The organism is Altererythrobacter sp. B11, from assembly GCF_003569745.1.
In the GTDB taxonomy this organism is placed as follows: Bacteria; Pseudomonadota; Alphaproteobacteria; order Sphingomonadales; family Sphingomonadaceae; genus Croceibacterium_C.
Genome location: NZ_AP018498.1, coordinates 2,887,817 through 2,907,381, shown reverse-complemented (window position 1 = coordinate 2,907,381; position 19,565 = coordinate 2,887,817). Strand labels below are relative to the sequence as shown.

Here is a 19,565-nt window from a genome sequence, read left to right as displayed (position 1 = left end):
CTATGCTTGCGTAGGATTTAGGCGATCATGATCAAGATTCGGTTAATTGCGTCGCTCCGGATCGGCCGTTAGGGCAGCCGCGAAGGAGGATCGCATGGCCGCACGCTATTGGTTGATGAAATCGGAACCCGAGGCTTTCAGCTGGGACGATCTGCAGCGCGACGGCGAGACGATCTGGGACGGGGTGCGCAATCACCGTGCCTCCAACAATATGCGCGCCATGAAGGTGGGGGAGAAGGCATTCTTCTACCATTCGGTGAAGGGCAAGGAGATCGTCGGCATCGCCGAAGTGAGCGCGGCAGACCTTACCGATCCCAGCGATCCGGAGGGCAAATGGGCGACCGTGAAGGTCAAGCCGGTGCGCGCGCTGGAACGCCCGGTGACGCTCGCCGAAGTGAAGGCAGAACCAACGCTTGCGGAGATGGAACTGGTCCGCCTTTCGCGCCTGTCCGTGGCCGAAGTAAGCCCGGCCGAGTGGAAGAAAATTCTCGACATGGCAAAGGGTTGAGGCAGGAACCCGCGCGTTCTCCCGCGTGTTTAGAAAGCAGACGGCAAGTACGCCGCACGCTTTAAGGAGAATGATGATGGGTGAACTGACCGACAAGGCGAAGGGTATCGCCAACGAAGTCGCCGGCAAGGCCAAGCAGCAGTCCGGCGACCCGGCCACCCGCGCCGAAGGCCACGCCCAGGAACGCAAGGGCGAAGCGCAGAACCTGACCGGCAAGGTCAAGGGCGCGTTCGGCGACAAGGTCTGACGCAGACCCTTTTTTGAAAAAGAGGCCGCCCCTTCGGGGGCGGCCTTTTTCATGTGAGCCCGGCCTTGCTGCGCAGTTCGCTGATTCTCGCTCCGCCGGCGCTGAGCTGTTCCACATCGGTGAGGCAATGGATCAGCCGCAGCCCGCTCGCTCCCTTCGCGTCGCGTAACGCCGCGCCGAACTCGCTCGTGCGCTCCACCCGCCATGCACGCGCACCGAAAGCGCGCCCATAGGCGGCGAAATCGGGGCTCGCGAGGTCGGTGGAAGCGACGCGGCCGGGATAATCCCGCTCCTGATGCATGCGGATCGTGCCATAGGAATGGTTGTCGATCACGATCACGATCATTTCCGCACCGAATTGCGCTGCCGTGGCCAGTTCCTGGGCGTTCATCAGGAAATCGCCGTCACCGGTCACCGCCACCACGCAGCGGTCGCGGAAGCGCAGTGCGGCGGCGATAGCCGCCGGTATGCCATAACCCATTGCGCCACAGGTGGGCGCGAGCTGGGATGGGAAGCCGCGATAGGGCCAGTAGCGGTGCCACCAGCCGGAAAAATTGCCCGCGCCGTTGCAGATGATGCTCTCGGGCGGAAGGATCTCGCGCGCTGCGGCCAGGCATTCGGCAAGGTCCAGCTCGAAGCCGCCGCTCTTCGGGGTGGACCAGTCCTGCCACTGGCGATGCGCCTCGGCGCCGGCATCGAAGGGCAGGGCGGCGCCTTCGTCCCACAGGGCAGCGCTTTCGGCGAATTCGCCCGGATCGGCGCAGATGGCGAGATCGGTGCGATAGACGCTGTTCAACTCTGCAGGGTCAGGGTGAACGTGGATCAGCAGCTGTCCGGGATGTTCCGGCGTCACCAGTTCATAGCCATCGGTGGTCGCCTCGCCCAGCCGCGCACCCACCACCAGCAGCAGGTCGGCCGCGCGGATGCGCTCCTTCAATACCGGATTGGGGCCGTAACCCAGATTGCCCGCATAGACGCGCGATTCGGGCGATATCGCATCCTGCCGGCGGAACGCCGTCGCCACCGGGAGGCCCAGACGCTCCGCGAAAGCGGTGAAGTAATCCCGCGCCTTGTCTCCCCAGCCAGCGCCGCCCACGATGGCGACGGGCGCCGCGGCATCACCGATCATCTCCATCATGGCAGCCAGCGCATCGGGGCAGGGGGCCTGCGCCGGTCGATGGACAAAGGGCCGCGGCTCCGCGGACAGCCCGCTTTCGCGCAGCATGTCTTCCGGCAGTGCAAGCACGACGGGCCCGGGGCGACCGGAGATAGCCGTCGCCCAGGCGCGGGCGACATATTCGGGAATCCGTTTGGCGTCGTCTATCCGCGCCGCCCATTTGGCGATCGGCGCAAAGAAGGCGGGAAAATCCACCTCCTGAAAACCCTCCCGATCCCGCTGGTCATGCGCCACATCGCCCACGAACAGGACCAGCGGCTGCGAATCCTGCATGGCGACATGCACGCCGATGCTGGCGTTGGTCGCACCCGGACCGCGCGTGACGAAGCATACGCCGGGGCGCCCCGTCATCGTACCCTCCGCACAGGCCATGAAGGCTGCGCCGCCCTCCTGCCGACAGGTAATCGTTTCGATTGCATGGCAATCGCGGAGCGAATCCAGCACCGGCAGAAAACTTTCGCCCGGCACGGTGAACACACGCTCGCAGCCCTGTTCCACCAGACAGTCTACCAGCAGGCGGGAAGCCGTTCTCATCATCGCTGATGATCTATCGCAGCGGGCAGATGGGGGCAATCGCCTATGCCCTGTGCCGCTTGTGGACATTCGCTCGTTCACGCTCGCGCAGATGGTTACTTTCAGGTTAACACTCTGCGCATGCGCCGGTCACTCGTTCTCACCACCGAAACCGCCCGTCACCCGTTCCGGGCGAGCCTGCCGCCGCATGTGTTCGAGCGGCTGGCCGATGATATCGAACCCTGCGTGCCGCTGCGCCAGCGCCTGCGGCTGGAAGCGGACGATCTGCGCCATTTCGCGCTGGCCTATTGCGCGTGCCTGGTGGGTGTGACGGCCTTTATCGCCTGAGCATTACGCGGCGGCGAGGGAGAGCTTTTCCGCCCGGTGCAACTTGGCGCCGAGCCAGGCCGAAACCAGGCACATCGCCGCACTCAGCAGCAATTGCTCCACTAGCGGGATGTGCAACGCAGTAAGCGCCCCCGCGATCAGCGAGCCGGCCACCATCGCCCCGGAATTGACGATATTGTTCGCCGCCACGGTACGAGCGGCTTCGGCCGGTTCGCATTTGGTGGTGAGGAAGGCGTAAAGCGGCACCACGAACATACCGCCGGATATGGCGATCAGCAGCAAGGTCAGCAGCACGAGCGGGGCCAGCGAATGGCTGAGGAACGCGCCGACGCCCATCAGCTCGTCAGACGTGACCGACATCTGCCACTGGCGGCAGACGAAGTAGAAGGCGGCCACGAAGACGCCCATCGCGATCACCGAAGCCGGGGCATAGCGGGCAGAGACATCGCCCTTCAGCAGCGCGTTGATCGCCACGGAGCCGATCGCCACGCCGATCGAGAAGATGACGAGGAACAGGCTCGCGACCTCCTTGCTGGCCATCAGCACGTTCTTCGCCAGCGGGGGGAACTGGATGAACAGCACCGCGCCGATCGTCCAGAAGAAGCTGATCGCCAGGATCGCCAGAAACACCTCGCGGTGGTGCATGGATTTGCGCACCAGCTTCACCGACGATCCCACGGTCCAGAAGAAGAAGGAGAAGGGTGCGCAGACCATGCGGCCCAGCCCCACGCGGCGGCAGACGATGTGCTTGAGATTGGCCAGCGTTTCGAAATCGGCGTGGTTCTCGGCTGAAAGCGGCGGGGCGGGGGGCACTTGCTGGCTGGTGAAGAAGCCGATCAGCGCCGTCACGATCACCAGCGCGGCGGCCACCTCCACCGGGATGAAGCCGGCCAGCACCGTGCCCGCGAGGATGGCGATATAGGTCCCCGCTTCCACCAGACCGGTGCCGGCCAGCACTTCCTCTCGATTGAGGTGCTGGGGCAGGATCGCGTATTTAATCGGGCCGAAGAAGGTGGAATGGATGCCCATGGCGAACAGGGCCGCCAGCATCAGCGGGATCGCGACCGCCTGGGTGAACACGCCCAGCCAGGCGAGGGCGAGGCCGGCCGCGCCCACGGTCATGATGCCGATCTCTGCCGCCTTGACCCGGCGGATGATCATTGCCTTGTCGCGCATGTCCGCCATCTGGCCGGCCAGCGCAGACAGCAGGAAGAACGGCAGGATGAACAGGCCGGAGGCGACGGCGCTGAATTGTGCTTCCGCCTTTTCGGAGCTGTAGACGCCATAGACGACGAACAGCACCATCGCGTTCTTGTAGAGGTTGTCGTTGAAGGCGTTGAGCAACTGGGTGGCGAAAAGCGGCAGGAACCGCCTTTGCCGGAGCAGGTAGGTGGATGTGAGCATGAGCCGCCTGGTTCAGCCTTTCGACGAGCGCGGCCATCGCCTTACCGCCATCTGGCGCAAGGACAAGCGCGAAGGACACTTTTTCCCGGCGCCGGGAAGGGCTAGTGCCCCGGAGATCATGCTGACCTTGCCCAACATCCTCACCTTGTCGCGCATCCTTGCCGTGCCGCTGCTGGCTGCCCTGCTGTGGTGGCCGCACTGGCAGCTGGGCTATGCCCTGGCCTTCGCACTTTACTGCCTGATGGGCATCACCGATTATTTCGACGGCATGCTTGCCCGGTCGAGCGGTGCGGTCAGCCGCCTGGGCATCTTCCTCGATCCCATTGCGGACAAGATCATGATCGCCGCGGTGATTCTGGTGCTGACGGCCAAGGGCGTGTTCACCGGGCCCCATGTCGGCGATCTGCATGTGGTCGCCGGGCTCATCATACTGGTGCGCGAAATCGCCGTGTCGGGCTTGCGGGAATTTCTCGGCGGGCTGCAGGTGTCCGTCCCCGTCAGCAAGCTCGCCAAATGGAAGACGACGTTCCAGCTCGTCTCGCTCGGCGCGCTGATCCTGGGCGGGGCGCTGCCGGCGATGGAATGGATTCACCTGAGCGGGCTGGTGTTCCTGTGGGCTGCCGCGATCCTTACCCTCGTCACCGGGTGGGACTATCTGCGGGTCGGCCTGCGCCACATGGATTGAAACACTTGCACAGGGCTTTCAGCCCGCGCGCAGTTCCTTTGCCAGCAGCTTGAACTCCTCCGCCCGGGGGGAATTCTTGCGCCAGGCGAGCACGATCTCGCGGCTGGCGTTGGGCGCCTTCAATGGGCGGGCCACCACATCCGTACCCTGCAAAATGCCAGCATCCACGGCCATTTGCGGCAGCATGGTGAGACCCAGGCCATTGTCCACCATCTGCACCAGCGTGTGCAGGCTGGTGCCGATCATGGTGGCGCTGGCGCGCAATTCCGGCCGATTACAGGCGGCCAGGGCATGTTCCTTCAGGCAGTGCCCGTCCTCCAGCAGCAGCAGCCGGCCTTCGTCGATCATGGAGGGTGGCACCGCATCCGGCGGATCGCGCGGATCGTCCTTGGGAAAGGCCACCAGCAGCCGATCGTCCTCGATATGGTCGTACTCCACTTCGCCCGTGGCGAAGGGGAGGGCGAGCAGCACGCAATCGGCGCGCCCATGATGCAGCGATTCGACGGCGTGATCGCTCGTCTCTTCGCGCAGGAACAGCTTGAGATTCGGCCGTTCCTTGCGCAGGCGCGGCAGGATCTTGGGCAGCAGGAAGGGCGCGATTGTGGGGATCACGCTCATCCGCAATTCGCCGGAAAGCGGCTTGCCGCTGGCCTGCACCAGGTCCGAAAGTTCCTCCGCTTCGCGCAGCAGACGGTGGGCCTTCGCCACCACCGCATTGCCCAGCGGCGTGAAACGCACCACGCGGCGGCTGCGCTCCACCAGCGTCACCCCCAGCAGCGATTCCAGCTCGCGAATCCCCGCCGAGAGAGTGGATTGCGATACGAAACAGGCATCCGCCGCCCGGCCGAAATGGCCATGCTCATGCAGCGCAACCAGATATTGCAGCTGCTTGATCGTGGGCAGATAGGTGCTCACTCGGCAGCCTGCTCCTGCGATGGCGGTTCGGCGTCATCGATATGGGTCATCTTGAGCCGCCCATTCTCCACCGCGAAGGCCAGCTTCCCCTCTACAAGATCGAGTGCATCGCGGCCGAACACTTCGTAGCGCCAGCCCTCGAGCACAGGTAGCTTGCGCACGCCCGCCGCGAGCGCCTCCAGCTCGTCCGAGCGGGTGAGCAGCCGGGCAGCCACGTCGATTTCACGGGCGCGGATTTTCAGCAGCAGCTTGAGCAAATCCGCCACCAGCGCGCCTTCCTTGCCCAGAGGCGCGCCGCGCTTCGGCTTGTCGGGCATCTCGTCGCTCGGCAGCGGGCCGGCATCGCGCAGCACGCGCATCAACCGCTTGCCGATGTCATTATCCTTCCAGGCTTGCGAAAGGCCGCGCACCTTGGCGAGGTCGTCCTGTTTCTTGGGCGGCTGGCTGGCGAGATCGGCCAGCGTCTCGTCCCGCATGATGCGGCCGCGCGGAATGTTCTTATCCTGCGCCTCCGTCTCGCGCCAGGCGGCGAGCGCCTTGAGCCGGCCGAGCACCACCGCGCTGCGGCTGGGTGGGCGGATACGGTGCCAGGCAAGCTCGAGATCATTGGCGTAGTTCGCGGGATCGGCCAGCTTGTCCATTTCGGCATTCAGCCAGCTGCCGCGTTCGGTCTTGATCAGCTTCTTGAGCAGGCGGGGGAAGATCTTCGCGAGATAGGTCACGTCGCCGATGGCATATTCGATCTGCCGTTCGGTAAGCGGGCGGCGGCTCCAGTCGGTAAAACGCGCACCCTTGTCGATCGTCTTGCCCAGCCAGCTTTCGACCAGATTGGCATAGCCGATCTGCTCGTTCTGGCTGACCGCCATCATCGCCACCTGTGTGTCGAAGATCGGGTGCGGCGTCTTCCCGGTGAGGTTGTAGATGATTTCGACGTCCTGCCCGCCGGCGTGGAAGACCTTGAGCACGTCCTCGTTCTCGGTCAGCAGCTCGAGCAGTGGGGCGAGATCGATGCCGTCGGCCAGCGGGTCGATTGCCGCGGCCTCCTCCTCATTGCCCACCTGCACCAGGCACAGCAGCGGGTAATAGGTGTTCTCGCGCATGAACTCGGTGTCCACGGCCACGAACTCGGATCGGCCGAGCCGTTCGCACAGATCGGCAAGTTCATCGGTGGTGGTGATCAGCGGGTGTATTTTCATCTGGTCTTTTCTATACGGCAGTGAGCGTCAAGCGGCAGCTTGACAAGCGGGCGGCCATACCCTGTTAGCGCCGGCTTCCTAGCGCCATAGACCCGAGAAACGGAAGAGTCAGCGATGCACGCCTATCGTACCCACAATTGCGCCGCCCTTCGCGCCGAGAATGTCGGCGAGACGGTTCGCCTGTCCGGCTGGGTGCACCGCAAGCGCGACCATGGCGGCGTGCTGTTCGTCGATCTGCGCGATCACTACGGGATCACGCAGATCGTGGCGGATGAGGATTCGCCCGCCCTGCCGCTGCTCGATGGCCTGAAGGTCGAAAGCGTGGTGACGATCGACGGCGAAGTGAAGGCGCGCAGCGAGGGGACCGTGAATCCCAACCTGCCGACCGGCGCGATCGAGGTGTTCGCCCGCGACGTGACGGTGCAGAGCCGCGCGGAAGAGCTGCCGCTGCCGGTGGCCGGGGAGCAGGAATATCCCGAGGACATCCGCCTCAAATACCGCTTCGTGGACCTGCGGCGTGAAACCATGCACCGCAATATCATGCTGCGCAGCCAGGTGATTTCCAGCCTGCGCCGCCGGATGCAGGATCAGGGCTTCACCGAATTCCAGACGCCGATTCTCGGCGCTTCCAGCCCCGAAGGCGCGCGGGACTATCTCGTGCCCAGCCGCCTTCATCCGGGCCGCTTCTATGCGCTGCCGCAGGCGCCGCAGATGTTCAAGCAGCTGCTGATGGTGGCCGGCTTCGATCGCTATTTCCAGATTGCGCCCTGCTTCCGGGATGAGGATCTGCGAGCAGACCGCAGCCCCGAGTTCTACCAGCTCGACTTTGAAATGAGCTTCGTCACCCAGGAGGACGTGTTCAACGCGATCGAGCCGGTGCTGGCCGGCGTGTTCGAAGAGTTTTCCGGCGGCAAGAGCGTGACCCCGGCGGGCGAGTTCCCGCGTATCCCCTATCGCGAAGCCATGCTGAAATATGGCTCTGACAAGCCGGATCTGCGCAATCCGCTGATCATCACCGACGTTTCGCAGCATTTCACCCAGTCGGGTTTCGGTCTGTTCGAGAAGATCGTGGGTGGCGGCGGCGTGGTGCGGGCGATTCCCGCGCCGGCGACCAATGAGAAGAGCCGCAAGTTCTTCGACGACATGAACGATTGGGCCCGGCGCGAAGGCTTCGCCGGCCTCGGCTATGTCACCCGCAAGGGCGGTGAGTTCGGCGGCCCTATCGCCAAGAATCACGGGCCGGAGAACATGGAGAAGACCTATGCCGAGCTTGGCCTCGGCGAGAATGACGGCCTGTTCTTCGCCGCCGGCAAGGAGAAGGACGCGGTGAAGCTGGCCGGGGCCGCGCGCACCCGCGTGGCCGAAGAGTTGGGGTTGATCGAGCAGGGCTGCTTCAAGTTCTGCTGGATCGTGGACTTCCCAATGTTCGAATATGATGAAGAGCAGAAGAAGGTGGATTTCAGCCACAATCCCTTCAGCATGCCGCAGGGCGAGCTGGAAGCGCTGGAGACGCAGGACCCGCTCGATATCCTTGCCTGGCAGTATGACATCGTCTGCAACGGCTATGAGCTGAGCAGCGGCGCCATCCGGAACCACCGCCCCGACATCATGTACAAGGCCTTCGAAATCGCGGGCTATTCGCAGGCGGATGTGGACGCGAATTTCTCCGGCATGATCGAGGCGTTCAAGCTGGGCGCCCCGCCGCACGGCGGCTCCGCGCCGGGCATCGACCGCATCGTGATGCTGCTGGCGGACGAGCCAAACATTCGCGAAGTCATTGCCTTCCCGATGAACCAGCGTGCGCAGGACCTCATGATGGGCGCGCCCAGCGTGGTAAGCCCGAGGCAATTGCGCGAGCTGAGCATCCGCCTGGCTGAGCAGCCGCAGGCCGCCGCCGGGGAAACCACGCGGGTGGACCGGGCCGAGCAGCCCTGATGGGGACGGAACACGGCTGGCGGGGGAGAGTTGTAACAGCCAGTTGGCCATCCCCCTTGCCAGCCAGCACGGTGCGCATTACGGCGAAACCAATTTTCAATCTGCCAGTTCGAGAGGGCAAAACATGAGCGATACTGCCGACCGCGTGAAGAAGATCGTCGTCGAACATCTCGGCGTCGAGGAAGACAAGGTCACGCCGGACGCCAGCTTCATTGATGATCTGGGCGCTGACAGCCTCGACATCGTGGAACTGGTCATGGCCTTCGAGGAAGAGTTCGGGGTCGAGATTCCGGACGATGCGGCCGAGAAGATCAACACGGTGGGTGACGCCAACAAGTATATCGAAGAGCACAAGGGCTAAACCCGGCTCGACCCCGCCGCGACAGGTCCCGCCGGGCGCGACGGGGAAGGAAGGCTCAGCCGGGAATGGCTGAGCCTTTCGTGATTTTGGAGAGTGAATATGCGTCGTGTTGTCGTTACCGGTCTGGGTCTCGTCACGCCTCTGGGCGGCGATGTGGAAACGAGCTGGGCGAATATCATCGCCGGCAAAAGCGGCGCGGGCCGCATCACCAGATTTGATCCGTCCGATCAGAAGTGCACCATCGCCTGCGAGGTGAAGCCGAAGGATCACCCCTGGGGCTTCGACCCGGACAAGCGCGTTGATCCGAAGATCCAGCGCCAGGTCGATCCCTTCATCGTCTATGGCATCGATGCTGCCGGTCAGGCGCTCGAGGATGCCGGCCTCACCGACATGGACGAGGCGCTGAAGCGCCGCACCGGCTGTTCGATCGGTTCGGGTATCGGCGGCCTGCCGGGGATCGAGAAGGAATCGATCGTGCTGCATGAACGCGGCCCCAGCCGCGTCTCGCCGCATTTCGTCCATGGCCGGCTGATCAATCTCATCAGCGGCCAGGTTTCGATCAAATACGGCCTGATGGGCCCCAATCATGCAGTGGTGACGGCCTGTTCCACCGGTGCGCATTCCATCGGCGATGCGGCGCGGATGATCCGCGATGGCGATGCCGATATCATGCTGGCTGGCGGCTCGGAAAGCACGATCAACCCGCTCGGCGTTGCCGGCTTCGCGCAGGCACGGGCGCTCAATAGCTCCTATAACGACCGGCCCGAGCAGGCGAGCCGCCCCTATGACAAGGATCGGGACGGCTTCGTGATGGGCGAGGGCGCCGGTGTGGTGGTGCTCGAAGAGTATGAGCATGCCAAGGCGCGCGGCGCGAAGATCTATGCCGAGGTTGTCGGCTATGGCCTTTCGGGCGATGCCTATCACGTCACCGCCCCCCACCCGGAGGGGCTGGGCGCCTTCCTCGCCATGGAAATGGCCATGCGCAAGGCGGGCATGGTGCCGGGCGACATCGATTACATCAACGCCCATGGCACCTCGACCATGGCGGATACGATCGAACTGGGCGCGGTGAAGCGGCTGATGGGCGATGACCTTTCCGGCGCGTCGATGAGCTCGACCAAGTCCGCGATCGGCCATCTGCTCGGCGGCGCAGGCGCGGTGGAAAGCATCTTCTGCATCCTCGCCATGCGCGATCAGATCGTGCCGCCCACGCTCAACCTCGACAATCCCGACGAGGGAACGGAAGGCGTGGATCTGGTGCCGCACAAGGCGCGCAAGCGCGAGGTGCGGGCGGTGCTCAACAACAGCTTCGGCTTCGGCGGCACCAACGCCAGCCTGGTGATGAAAAAGGCTGACTGACGATGCTGCGGCGCGGCTGCCTGTTCGTGGTCGCGCTGCTTGCTGCAGCGTTCCTTGCGCTGGGCTGGTTCGCCTGGAGCTGGTGGGGCGCGTCGGATGTGGAGCAGGATACCAGCTTCACCGTGCCTTCGGGCGCCAGCCTGACGGCTATTGCCGCGAAACTGGAGGAAGAGCGGCTGATCCCCTCCGCGGAGGGATTCCTTCTGCGCGCCAAGCTGCTCGCCAGCGATGATCCGGTGCGCGCCGGCGAGTTCCTGCTCCCCGCGGGGGCAAGCCCGGCGCAGATTCTCGACACCTTCCAGCATGGCGACGTGATCCGCCGCTTCGTGACCATCCCCGAAGGGCTTCCCTCGGTGATGGTGCGCGACCGGCTGATGGCGGAACCTCTGCTCACCGGGGAGGTGGCGGTACCGGCGGAAGGCTCCGTTCTCCCGGAAAGCTATGCCTTCGAACGGGGCGAGGCCCGCAGTGCCGTCCTTGCCCGCATGCAGGCGGCGATGAAGCGCACCCTGGCGGAGCTATGGGCAAAGCGCTCGCCCGGGATCGCCGTGTCCACTCCCGAGGAGGCACTCGTGCTGGCCTCCATCGTGGAGAAGGAGACGGGCGTAGCGCGCGAGCGGCGCATGGTGGCCGGGCTCTACTCGAATCGCCTGAAGCAGGGGATCATGCTGCAGGCCGATCCCACCATCATCTACCCCATAACCAAGGGCCGGCCCCTGGGCCGCCGCATCCGCCAGTCCGAGATTCAGGCGGTGAACGGCTACAACACCTACACGATGGTTGGCCTGCCCGAAGGGCCGATCACCAATCCCGGCCGCGATTCCATCGCCGCAGTACTGAATCCGGCCAAAACGAAGGCGCTGTACATGGTGGCGGACGGCACCGGCGGCCATGCCTTCGCGGAGACATTGGCCGAGCATAACGCCAATGTCGCCAAGTGGTTCGCCCTCCGCCGCGCCCGCGGGGAGATGTAGCGGCGCCTCACTTTTCAACCTTGCTGCAAACCATGCTTTTTCGCGGTTGACCGGCCGCCACACCAGCCCTAAACGCGCCGCCTTGCCGGTGCTTTTGATGGCACCGATGCCTCTCTTGGGGCGGAGTAGCTCAGGTGGTTAGAGCAGCGGAATCATAATCCGCGTGTCGGGGGTTCGAGTCCCTCCTCCGCTACCATTCCTTGATCCGGAAGCTTCCACTAGCTTCCGCATTTTTCCAGAAATCGAAAGAAAAGCAGAGGTTTGCGGGTGATTCGCGTCCGCATGCGCCCATGGTCTTCCACATGCAGCCAGATTTGGTGTGGGGGTATTTTGGGGGTATTTTCGCGGAGTATCGGAAAGGAGCGATACCCCCAATGCCTCTCACGGAGACTCAGGCCCGAAATTCCAAGCCAAGTGATCGCGCCTACAAGCTGGCCGACGGGGAGGGCCTATTCCTGTTCGTCCAGCCGAACGGATCAAAGTTGTGGCGGATGAAGTACCGCTTCGCAGGCAAGGAGAAGTTGCTCTCGTTCGGCGCTTACCCAGACCTCGGGATAGCTGCAGCGCGTGCCAAGCGCACAGCCGCAAAGGCGTTGCTAGCCGAGGGCAAGGATCCAATGAAATCCAAGGGGGAAGTGATCTCGCAGGAGGGTGCCACTTTCTTTGATGTCGCAAAGCGCTGGCATGAAAATCGAAAGAGCGCGTTGAATGCCGCGCACGCCGAACGCGTCTGGTCGCGCATGGAAAGGGACGTGTTTCCAGCCATCGGCGAGAAACTCGTTCATGAAATCACGGCGCCCGACGTCCTGGCAATGATACGCAAAATCGAAGCAAGAGGCGCGCTCGATATCAGCCGGCGTGCGAAGCAAGGGGTGGGGCAAGTCTTCCAGTTCGCAATCGCGTGTGGCCTGGCCTCGAATGATCCGACGACACATCTGCGTGGGGCGCTAAAGCCGCGACCACGAGTGAAGCATATGAGCCGTCTGCCGCTCAGCGAATTGCCCGCATTCATCGAGAAGCTGCATGCCTACCAGGAAGAGGGCGAACGGCGGTCCTCAATCACCCGTGACGCAGTTCTCTTTGCGCTCCTGACTTGGGTTCGAACGAAGGAGCTCCGCTTCGCCGCCAAATCCGAGTTCGAAGACCTCGGCGGCAAATCACCTGTCTGGCGCATACCGGCCGAGCGAATGAAGATGGGACGAGAGCATTTGGTGCCCCTCTCGCAGCAGGCAACGCACATCGCGAAATCTATGATAGCAGCAGCGCCTGGCGAGTTTCTCTTCCCGGGTAATGGCCCAAACAAGCCGCTTTCAGAGAACACAATGATCTACGCGCTCTATCGCCTCGGATACCACAGTCGCCAAACCGTACACGGCTTCCGGGGCTTGGCGAGCACCTGGGCCAATGAGCAGTTGGTCGAGTTCGGCAAGCCGCCCATGTGGATCAGGAAATACCATGAGGATTGGGTCGAACTACAGCTCGCGCATTCGGAGAAAAACGACGTGCGTGGAGCTTACAATGCCGCTGAATACCTGGCTCCTCGGCGCCGGATGATGCAGGACTGGGCTGACTATCTGAGCGGCGGGAAGGTCATCGACATCAAGAAGGCAGGGAAGCGCGCAGCCTGATAACTATGGCGTCGATCAGACCGGTCCAATCCAGTCTGCGCGCAAACGATCTCGACCTGCGACAACCCCCTCGACAATCACCGCTGATCCGACGAATTCGCATTCGGGTTCTTCGCTCTCGATGATCCAGACGACTTCGTCTGTCGTGGTCAGGAACATCCCGCGTCTACCGCGGCTTAAAATTCCCGAGACGCGTATTCGACCCGCGCTCACAACACCCCCCGTTCAAAAACGCCAATGGCGCAGCACTTCGCGCACATAGGCCGGCGTCTCGCCATTGCGAGGAATACCGCCTGCGCGCTCGACGGCACCTGGACCTGCGTTGTAGGCAGCGAGGGCCAGATGAACTACCCCGAACTTGTCCAGCATCTGGCGTAGGTATCGGGCCGCACCCAAGATGTTCGCCTTGGGATCGAAGCGATTTGAAACGCCAAGGTCCCGCGCTGTCCCTGGCATCAATTGCCCCAAACCTGCGGCCCCGGCCTTGCTGATGGCCATCGGATTATATCGTGATTCCGTCCATACGAGAGCGTCGAGAAGGCCGCTTGGTAGCGAGTATTGAGCCTCAGCAGCGTAAACATGAGGAAGGTAGCTTGCCCGACGGAATCCCGATGGCGCGCTGCCTTGGGGCTTTGGATATCGATAGGGCAGATAGGTTCGACCCGTATCGGTAGCCGGCGGCTCGGACGAGACCGTTGGAGGCTTTCTCCAAATGCCATGTTCGACGAGAAGGAAGCCATCAGTCCCTTCTGCAACGCGGAAGCCGTCGGTCGTCAACTCCGAGGCAACGGTCATCTGAGGGGGCTCCATCTCCTGCGCGTGAGCGGGGAGGACGGACCCAAGTCCTGTCGTTGCCCCTGCAACTACTGCCCATTTCAGTCTCATTCCCGAATCCTTTGGTGGTCGAATCGGGAAAGAACATATATAGAACATCTGATGTAGGAAAATGAAACGTCAGCGACGCAGAGCGGAGGCTGCGCGGGTGGAGGCACGTTACGATGGAGATGCCCCCATGCACCAACACCGATCATCCCAATTCCGAGGTCTGCAACTGGAAAACCGCGCGCGCAAGATAGTCGAGCAGCTGGGCGGTGCCTGGTCGCGTTCGCGCGGAATGTGCTGCTGCCCGGCCCACGACGATCGCACTCCTTCGCTAAGCATCACACTCGGAAAGCGCGCAATTCTTGTTCATTGCTTTGCCGGCTGCACGAACGAGGCGGTGTTAGAAGCCATGGCCGGGCTCGGAATACGAATTGCGGACCTGTTCGATGGCACGAGTGGTCCGATCGTGGCCGAACCGCGCGAGGAAGTCGCCAATCGCAATGCGCTGAGGCTCTGGCGTGAGGCGTCGACCATCGCTGGCAGCCCCGCCGAGAAGTACCTCGTGTCCAGAGGCATCACGATTTCTTCGCCGGAGCTGCGTTTCCACCCGCATATGCCGCTGGGGCCAAAGGGTGCTGTCCGGTTTCTACCCGCGATGGTGGCGGCCGTGCGTAATGATGCCGGAATTCTGGCGCTGCACCGCTCCTTCCTTGACCTCGACAAAACCAGCTTGGCTTCTTTCGATCAGCCCAGGCGTGCGTTAGGCAGCCCCGGTTCTGGCGCGGTGCGTTTCGCGTACCCGGATGGGGGACGCCTTGGCCTCGCAGAAGGAAACGAAACGGCCCTCTCAGCGATGCAAATGTTCAAGGTTCCCTGCTGGGCGACGCTGGGAAACGAACGCTTCGGCTTGGCCACAATCCCGGAATCGGTGCACCAGCTGTATCTCTTTGTCGACAATGATGCGGGCGGGCACCTTGCTGAAGAGCGTGCGCGAGAGGCCTACGCTTGCGAAGGGCGGCTGATTGTCACCAGGCGTCCGGAGCTGACCGGCGACGACTGGAATGATGTGCTCATGCGCTCAGTCCGAGCTGCGGTCTGAATGTCGGTGAGAGAAAAGCGGGCTTGGGGCCTTGTGAGGCCCCCGGGCGGATCCATCCGAACGGACACCCGGACAAACCCAGGGCCTCTTCAGGAGGTCTCCCATGTCACACGCAAATACCGCTTTCGCATTCTCCGATCCCGCCGAGCCGCAAGTGTTGGCAGCGGCGAGGGCGCTGGCCGCGCGGCTCGCTGCAGATCAAGCAATTTCACGGCTCACTGTAAATGCAACAATGGCCGATCACTTCGGCGGTAGCGACGCCGAAGGACGCTGGTCCGTACGTGATGCCCATGCTGCACTTGAATTGGCGCAGGTGCTGTTCCTGGCGCAGGCAACTGAATTCTCACCTGCAATGTCATCCAGCTTTGCCGATGAGGCTTTCACGCGCCTTGAAGGTCTGGTCCCGACCCAGTCCAACCGGAGCGACGAGCAGATCGAGTGGCAACAATTCGCGACGCCGCCCCGTCTGGCCTGGATGGCTGCAAAGGCATGCGCCATTTCTGCCGCTGAACTGGTTCTCGAACCGTCGGCCGGGACCGGTATGCTGGGCGTATGGGCGGCAAAGGCAGCTGCGCGTCTCGCTCTCAACGAGATATCGCCGCTGCGCCGCGAATGCCTGGGCGCCGTGTTTCCGGAGGCGACAGTCACGGGATTTGACGCGGAACTGATCGACGAACTTCTCACGCCCGACGTGGGGCCGAGCGTGGTGCTGATGAACCCGCCTTATTCACACGGAATCGAGAGGGGCCACGATAGCCGCACTGGCGATCGGCACTTGCGTTCTGCCTGGAAGCGCCTTCTGCCCGGTGGCCGCCTGGTCGCAGTGATGCCCGAATGGTTCGAGCTTCCGAAGTTTCTTGTCGGGATCGCCGGTCCCGTCTCGTTGCGCCTCAACGCGACGATCGAGCGCGGTTTCGTCAAGCAGGGCACCTCTATCTCAACCCGGCTCTTGGTTCTCGACAAGGCTAAGGATGGTACCAGCCCGATCATCGCCCAGCCGGCAAACTTTGCCGAGCTTCATCTGCTGATCGACATGCTGCCTGACCGGGTAAGCCTGCCCGCCGAGCCCAGCATCGGCATCAAGCCAGCATTGCCGCTTCGGCTGGTTGCGAACAGGACGAAACCAGTTCCACTTAAGGTCCATCCAACCGCTGCGGCGCCGTCGATCCTGCCGCTTGATTTTACTCCGCTCGAAGCACCTGCGCCGATCGAAAGCCAGGTTGGGCATTATTTGCCCTACCGGCCGAGCCGGATCTCAATTGCAGATGCTGTCCCGCATCCGACCCCCCTGGTCGAATCCGTTGCGATGGGTTCGATAACCGCACCCGTGCCCGAAGTGGTGCCTCAGCTTCCGTCGAACCTCATTGCTGGGGGCGTCCTATCCGCTGCGCAGGCCGAGACCCTGATCTATGCCGCAAGCGCGCATGCCCGCGATCTGCCGGGACGGTTTGAGCCCGACGACAAGGGCTGCGCCTTGAAGGCGAGCGCCGAGGGGCACGCCTACCGCATGGGCTACTTTCTTGGTGACGGAACTGGTGCAGGGAAAGGACGGCAGGTCGCTTCCGTCATCCTCGACCGGTGGGTGAGGGGCGAACGGCGCCACATCTGGATTTCCAAGAACGAAGCTTTGCTCGAAGATGCCCGCCGCGACTGGAGCGCGCTCGGCGGCCTTCCCATCGACGTCCAGCCCCTTGGCCAATGGAAGCTCGGTGTCCCGATCGGGATGCGCGAGGGCATACTCTTCGTGACTTATCCGACACTGCGTTCGGGTCGAAGCGACGCGACCCGGCTCGATCAGATTCTCGAATGGGCAGGGGAGGACTTCGACGGGCTCATCGTCTTCGACGAAGCCCATGCGATGGCCAACGCCGCAGGCGGGGAGGGCTCACGTGGTAAGGTCAAGGGATCGGAGCAGGGCATTGCCGGTGTTCGCATCCAGAATCTGCTGCCGCGCGCCCGCGTGCTCTACGCTTCGGCGACCGGGGCATCCGACGTCAATAATCTCGCCTATGCCACCCGTCTTGGCCTTTGGGGTCCCGAGACGGCTTTTGCCAATCGCGAAGCCTTCGTCGCAGATATCCGCGATGGCGGTATCGCTGCAATGGAACTGGTCGCGCGCGATCTGAAGTCACTGGGGCTGTATGCGGCGAGGGCCCTTTCATTCGCCGGAGTTGAGTACGAGATTCTCGAGCATTGCCTGACCCCCGACCAGGTAGCGGTTTATGACGCCTTTGCAGACGCCTGGGCAATCATTCATGCCAACCTGCGCGAAGCTCTCGAGGCAACGCGGATCGTCGACACTGACAGTGGCGAGACACTCAATTCAAGTGCCAAATCGGCTGCGTTTTCGGTGTTTGAAGGCACCAAGCAGCGCTTCTTCGCGCAGCTCCTTCTATCCATGAAGCTGCCGAGCCTGCTGCCTGCGATTGATACGGCACTTGCCGACGGCAACGCTGTTGTAGTGCAACTCGTCTCGACCGCCGAAGCCATGCTCAACCGCCGCCTCGCTGATCTCTCCGATGCGGAACGTGAAGCACTCGAAATCGATCTCTCCCCCCGCGAATACGTGGTCGATTACCTCACCAAAAGCTTCCCGGTTCGGTTGATGGCCGTGTTTACGGACGAGAATGGCAATGCCCGGTCCGAACCGATGAGTGATGAGAACGGTGCCCCTGTTCTCTGTCGTTCGGCGCTTGCCGCGCGCGATAGCATGATCGAGCAGCTCTGTGCCTTGCCGCCGATCGCGACGGCGCTCGATGCGATCATCGAACGGTTCGGCGTCGATCAGGTCGCCGAGGTCACCGGCCGTACCCGCCGCCTGATCGTCGGGCGCGATGGACGCCAGGTGCTCCAGTCGCGCTCTCCGCGCGCCAATGTCGCCGAAACGCGAGATTTTATGGACGGGACAAAGCGGATTCTGGTTTTCTCCGATGCCGGTGGCACCGGCCGCAGTTATCATGCCGACCTTGCGGCAAAGAACCAGATGCGCCGGGTCCACTTCCTGCTTGAGCCGGGCTGGCGGGCCGATGCCGCAATTCAGGGCCTTGGCCGTACCAACCGCACCAATCAGGCGTCGGCCCCGCTGTTCCGCCCGGTGACCACCGACGTGCGTGGCGAACGTCGGTTTATATCGACCATTGCACGTCGGCTCGACAGTCTCGGGGCACTGACCCGAGGGCAGCGCCAGACAGGTGGGCAGAACCTCTTCGATCCTGCCGACAATCTCGAGAGCACATACGCCAAGGAGGCGCTTCATCGCTGGTTCGGCCTGTTGTTCGCAGGCAAGCTGAAAGCCGTTACGCTTTCTCGGTTTGAGGAATTGAGCGGGCTCAGGGTTGAAGGGCCCGACGGCGGGATGGTCGATGACCTGCCAACAATCCAGCGTTGGCTCAATCGCATCCTCGCGTTGCCGATTGCTTTGCAAAACGGCATATTTGACGAGTTTCTCGGCCTCGTCGAAGCGCGGATCGATGCAGCACGCCAGGCCGGCACGCTCGACATTGGGGTCGAGACCATTGCGGTAGAGCATTACGAGGTGGTGACCGACACGCTACTGCGCTCCGATGCGCTGTCGGGTGCGACTACGCATCTCCTGGAACTCGAGATCGCCCGCGCTCTCAAGCCTTTGCGTCTCGAACGCCTCGAGGAGCTCTACGGCTTTTCAGGTTCGCGTCAGCAACTTCTGCGTAATGCGCGCTCAGGCCGGATCGGTCTGCTTGTCCCGGCGCGCAGTCTGCTCACCGACGAAGGCATGCGTGTGGCCCGTTTCGAGCTTGTCCGTCCCTTGAAGCACGGGCACATCACCGCCGATCAACTCGAGGAGAGCAACTGGGAAACGGTGGATCCAACCGAATTTCGCCGCCTCTGGCAGGCTGAGGTCGATGACGCCGCCTCCGATCACAAGCGTGAGCGACTGCATCTTGCAACGGGCCTGCTGCTTCCGGTGTGGGACAAACTCCCTTCCGACTATGTTCGCGTCAGCCGGATTTCGGCGCGAGACGGACGCTCGTTGTTGGGCCGGGAGGTTCCGCTCCACTGTGTGCCCGAACTATGCCAGGCGCTTGGGCTTGAAGACGAACATGCCTTCTCGGCAGAGCAAATCGTCGATGCGGTGAACGGGACCGGACGGCCGATGCAAATCAAAAGCCGCGAAGCGCTCACGCTCAAGCGCAGCCTCGTCAACGGCGCGCAGCGGCTCGAACTGACTGGTTGGTCGGCGTCTCGCCTAGACTGGTACAAGGCACATGGGTGTTTCACCGAGATCATACGCTATCAAACGCGACTTTTCGTCCCGACGACGAGCGCAGTAGCGGTCTTGGCGCGACTTGTGGGATGAGATCGTTAGCTTGCCAAATGGCATTAAATGCGCTATACACTGCCATATGGAGGATACT

At 62.9% G+C, this 19,565-nt stretch carries 17 protein-coding genes and 1 tRNA gene; 12 read left to right on the top strand and 6 right to left on the bottom strand.

Translation table 11 applies throughout. The features are described from left to right. Positions 1-94: 94 nt before the first annotated feature. Together AEB_RS13765 and AEB_RS13760 are read left to right on the top strand one after the other, a co-directional pair. On the top strand, positions 95-508 hold the full coding sequence (locus AEB_RS13765) for an EVE domain-containing protein (protein WP_119083655.1): 414 nt from the start codon (positions 95-97) through the stop codon (positions 506-508). A gap of 76 nt (positions 509-584) precedes the next feature. Beyond that, a complete protein-coding gene (locus tag AEB_RS13760; protein WP_119083654.1) occupies positions 585-755 on the top strand; it encodes a CsbD family protein in 171 nt (56 codons plus the stop codon). Positions 756-804: 49 nt separating this feature from the next. On the opposite strand, the gene AEB_RS13755 is transcribed toward AEB_RS13760, so the two are convergent. Further along, entirely contained in the window at positions 805-2,469 is a 1,665-nt protein-coding gene (locus AEB_RS13755) for a thiamine pyrophosphate-binding protein (protein ID WP_119083653.1), read from the bottom strand. A 117-nt stretch (positions 2,470-2,586) separates the two neighbouring features. On the opposite strand from AEB_RS13755, the gene AEB_RS13750 reads away from it, so the two are divergent. After that, positions 2,587-2,793 carry a hypothetical protein gene (locus tag AEB_RS13750; RefSeq protein WP_119083652.1) on the top strand — a complete coding sequence of 69 codons (207 nt, stop codon included), beginning with the start codon at positions 2,587-2,589 and terminating at the stop codon, positions 2,791-2,793. A 3-nt stretch (positions 2,794-2,796) separates the two neighbouring features. Here AEB_RS13750 and AEB_RS13745 read toward each other — a convergent pair whose 3' ends face one another. Continuing rightward, positions 2,797-4,197: an MFS transporter gene (locus AEB_RS13745; RefSeq protein WP_119083651.1), complete on the bottom strand. Its 1,401-nt coding sequence runs from the start codon at positions 4,195-4,197 to the stop codon at positions 2,797-2,799. Positions 4,198-4,315: 118 nt separating this feature from the next. Between AEB_RS13745 and pgsA the strand changes: the two genes are divergently transcribed. Further along, the gene (gene pgsA / locus AEB_RS13740; RefSeq protein WP_119084640.1) at positions 4,316-4,882 is read left to right on the top strand and encodes a CDP-diacylglycerol--glycerol-3-phosphate 3-phosphatidyltransferase; all 567 of its coding nucleotides are present in this window, start codon (positions 4,316-4,318) and stop codon (positions 4,880-4,882) included. Between the two features lie 18 nt (positions 4,883-4,900). Here pgsA and AEB_RS13735 read toward each other — a convergent pair whose 3' ends face one another. Beyond that, positions 4,901-5,797, bottom strand: coding sequence for a hydrogen peroxide-inducible genes activator (locus AEB_RS13735; RefSeq protein WP_119083650.1), 897 nt, complete (start codon positions 5,795-5,797; stop codon positions 4,901-4,903). Then, on the bottom strand, positions 5,794-6,993 hold the full coding sequence (gene rnd, locus AEB_RS13730) for a ribonuclease D (protein ID WP_119083649.1): 1,200 nt from the start codon (positions 6,991-6,993) through the stop codon (positions 5,794-5,796). Before rnd ends, AEB_RS13735 begins: the two co-directional genes overlap by 4 nt. A 114-nt stretch (positions 6,994-7,107) precedes the next feature. Between rnd and aspS the strand changes: the two genes are divergently transcribed. The 6 genes from aspS to AEB_RS13700 all read left to right on the top strand — a co-directional run bounded on the left by aspS (position 7,108) and on the right by AEB_RS13700 (position 13,250). Beyond that, positions 7,108-8,928 (top strand): aspartate--tRNA ligase, encoded by a 1,821-nt coding sequence (gene aspS, locus AEB_RS13725; protein ID WP_119083648.1) that lies wholly within the window; start codon positions 7,108-7,110, stop codon positions 8,926-8,928. Between the two features lie 124 nt (positions 8,929-9,052). After that, complete coding sequence (locus AEB_RS13720) at positions 9,053-9,289, top strand: acyl carrier protein (RefSeq protein WP_039094202.1); 237 nt, start codon at positions 9,053-9,055, stop codon at positions 9,287-9,289. A 99-nt stretch (positions 9,290-9,388) separates the two neighbouring features. Next, positions 9,389-10,648 carry a beta-ketoacyl-ACP synthase II gene (gene fabF / locus AEB_RS13715; RefSeq protein ID WP_119083647.1) on the top strand — a complete coding sequence of 420 codons (1,260 nt, stop codon included), beginning with the start codon at positions 9,389-9,391 and terminating at the stop codon, positions 10,646-10,648. A gap of 2 nt (positions 10,649-10,650) precedes the next feature. Further along, positions 10,651-11,622 (top strand): endolytic transglycosylase MltG, encoded by a 972-nt coding sequence (gene mltG / locus AEB_RS13710; protein ID WP_119083646.1) that lies wholly within the window; start codon positions 10,651-10,653, stop codon positions 11,620-11,622. A gap of 119 nt (positions 11,623-11,741) precedes the next feature. After that, positions 11,742-11,818, top strand: a tRNA-Met gene (locus AEB_RS13705). Positions 11,819-11,996: 178 nt separating this feature from the next. Beyond that, positions 11,997-13,250: a tyrosine-type recombinase/integrase gene (locus tag AEB_RS13700; protein ID WP_119084639.1), complete on the top strand. Its 1,254-nt coding sequence runs from the start codon at positions 11,997-11,999 to the stop codon at positions 13,248-13,250. A gap of 15 nt (positions 13,251-13,265) precedes the next feature. On the opposite strand, the gene AEB_RS18220 is transcribed toward AEB_RS13700, so the two are convergent. Both AEB_RS18220 and AEB_RS13695 read right to left on the bottom strand, forming a co-directional pair. Beyond that, complete coding sequence (locus AEB_RS18220) at positions 13,266-13,409, bottom strand: DUF5818 domain-containing protein (protein ID WP_007013843.1); 144 nt, start codon at positions 13,407-13,409, stop codon at positions 13,266-13,268. 66 nt (positions 13,410-13,475) lie between these two features. Then, positions 13,476-14,135 (bottom strand): lytic transglycosylase domain-containing protein, encoded by a 660-nt coding sequence (locus tag AEB_RS13695; protein ID WP_119083645.1) that lies wholly within the window; start codon positions 14,133-14,135, stop codon positions 13,476-13,478. 127 nt (positions 14,136-14,262) lie between these two features. Between AEB_RS13695 and AEB_RS13690 the strand changes: the two genes are divergently transcribed. Next, positions 14,263-15,171 (top strand): DUF7146 domain-containing protein, encoded by a 909-nt coding sequence (locus AEB_RS13690; protein WP_119083644.1) that lies wholly within the window; start codon positions 14,263-14,265, stop codon positions 15,169-15,171. Positions 15,172-15,274: 103 nt separating this feature from the next. Further along, the gene (locus AEB_RS13685) at positions 15,275-19,507 is read left to right on the top strand and encodes a strawberry notch family protein (protein WP_119083643.1); all 4,233 of its coding nucleotides are present in this window, start codon (positions 15,275-15,277) and stop codon (positions 19,505-19,507) included. The last annotated feature ends 58 nt before the right edge of the window (positions 19,508-19,565 follow it).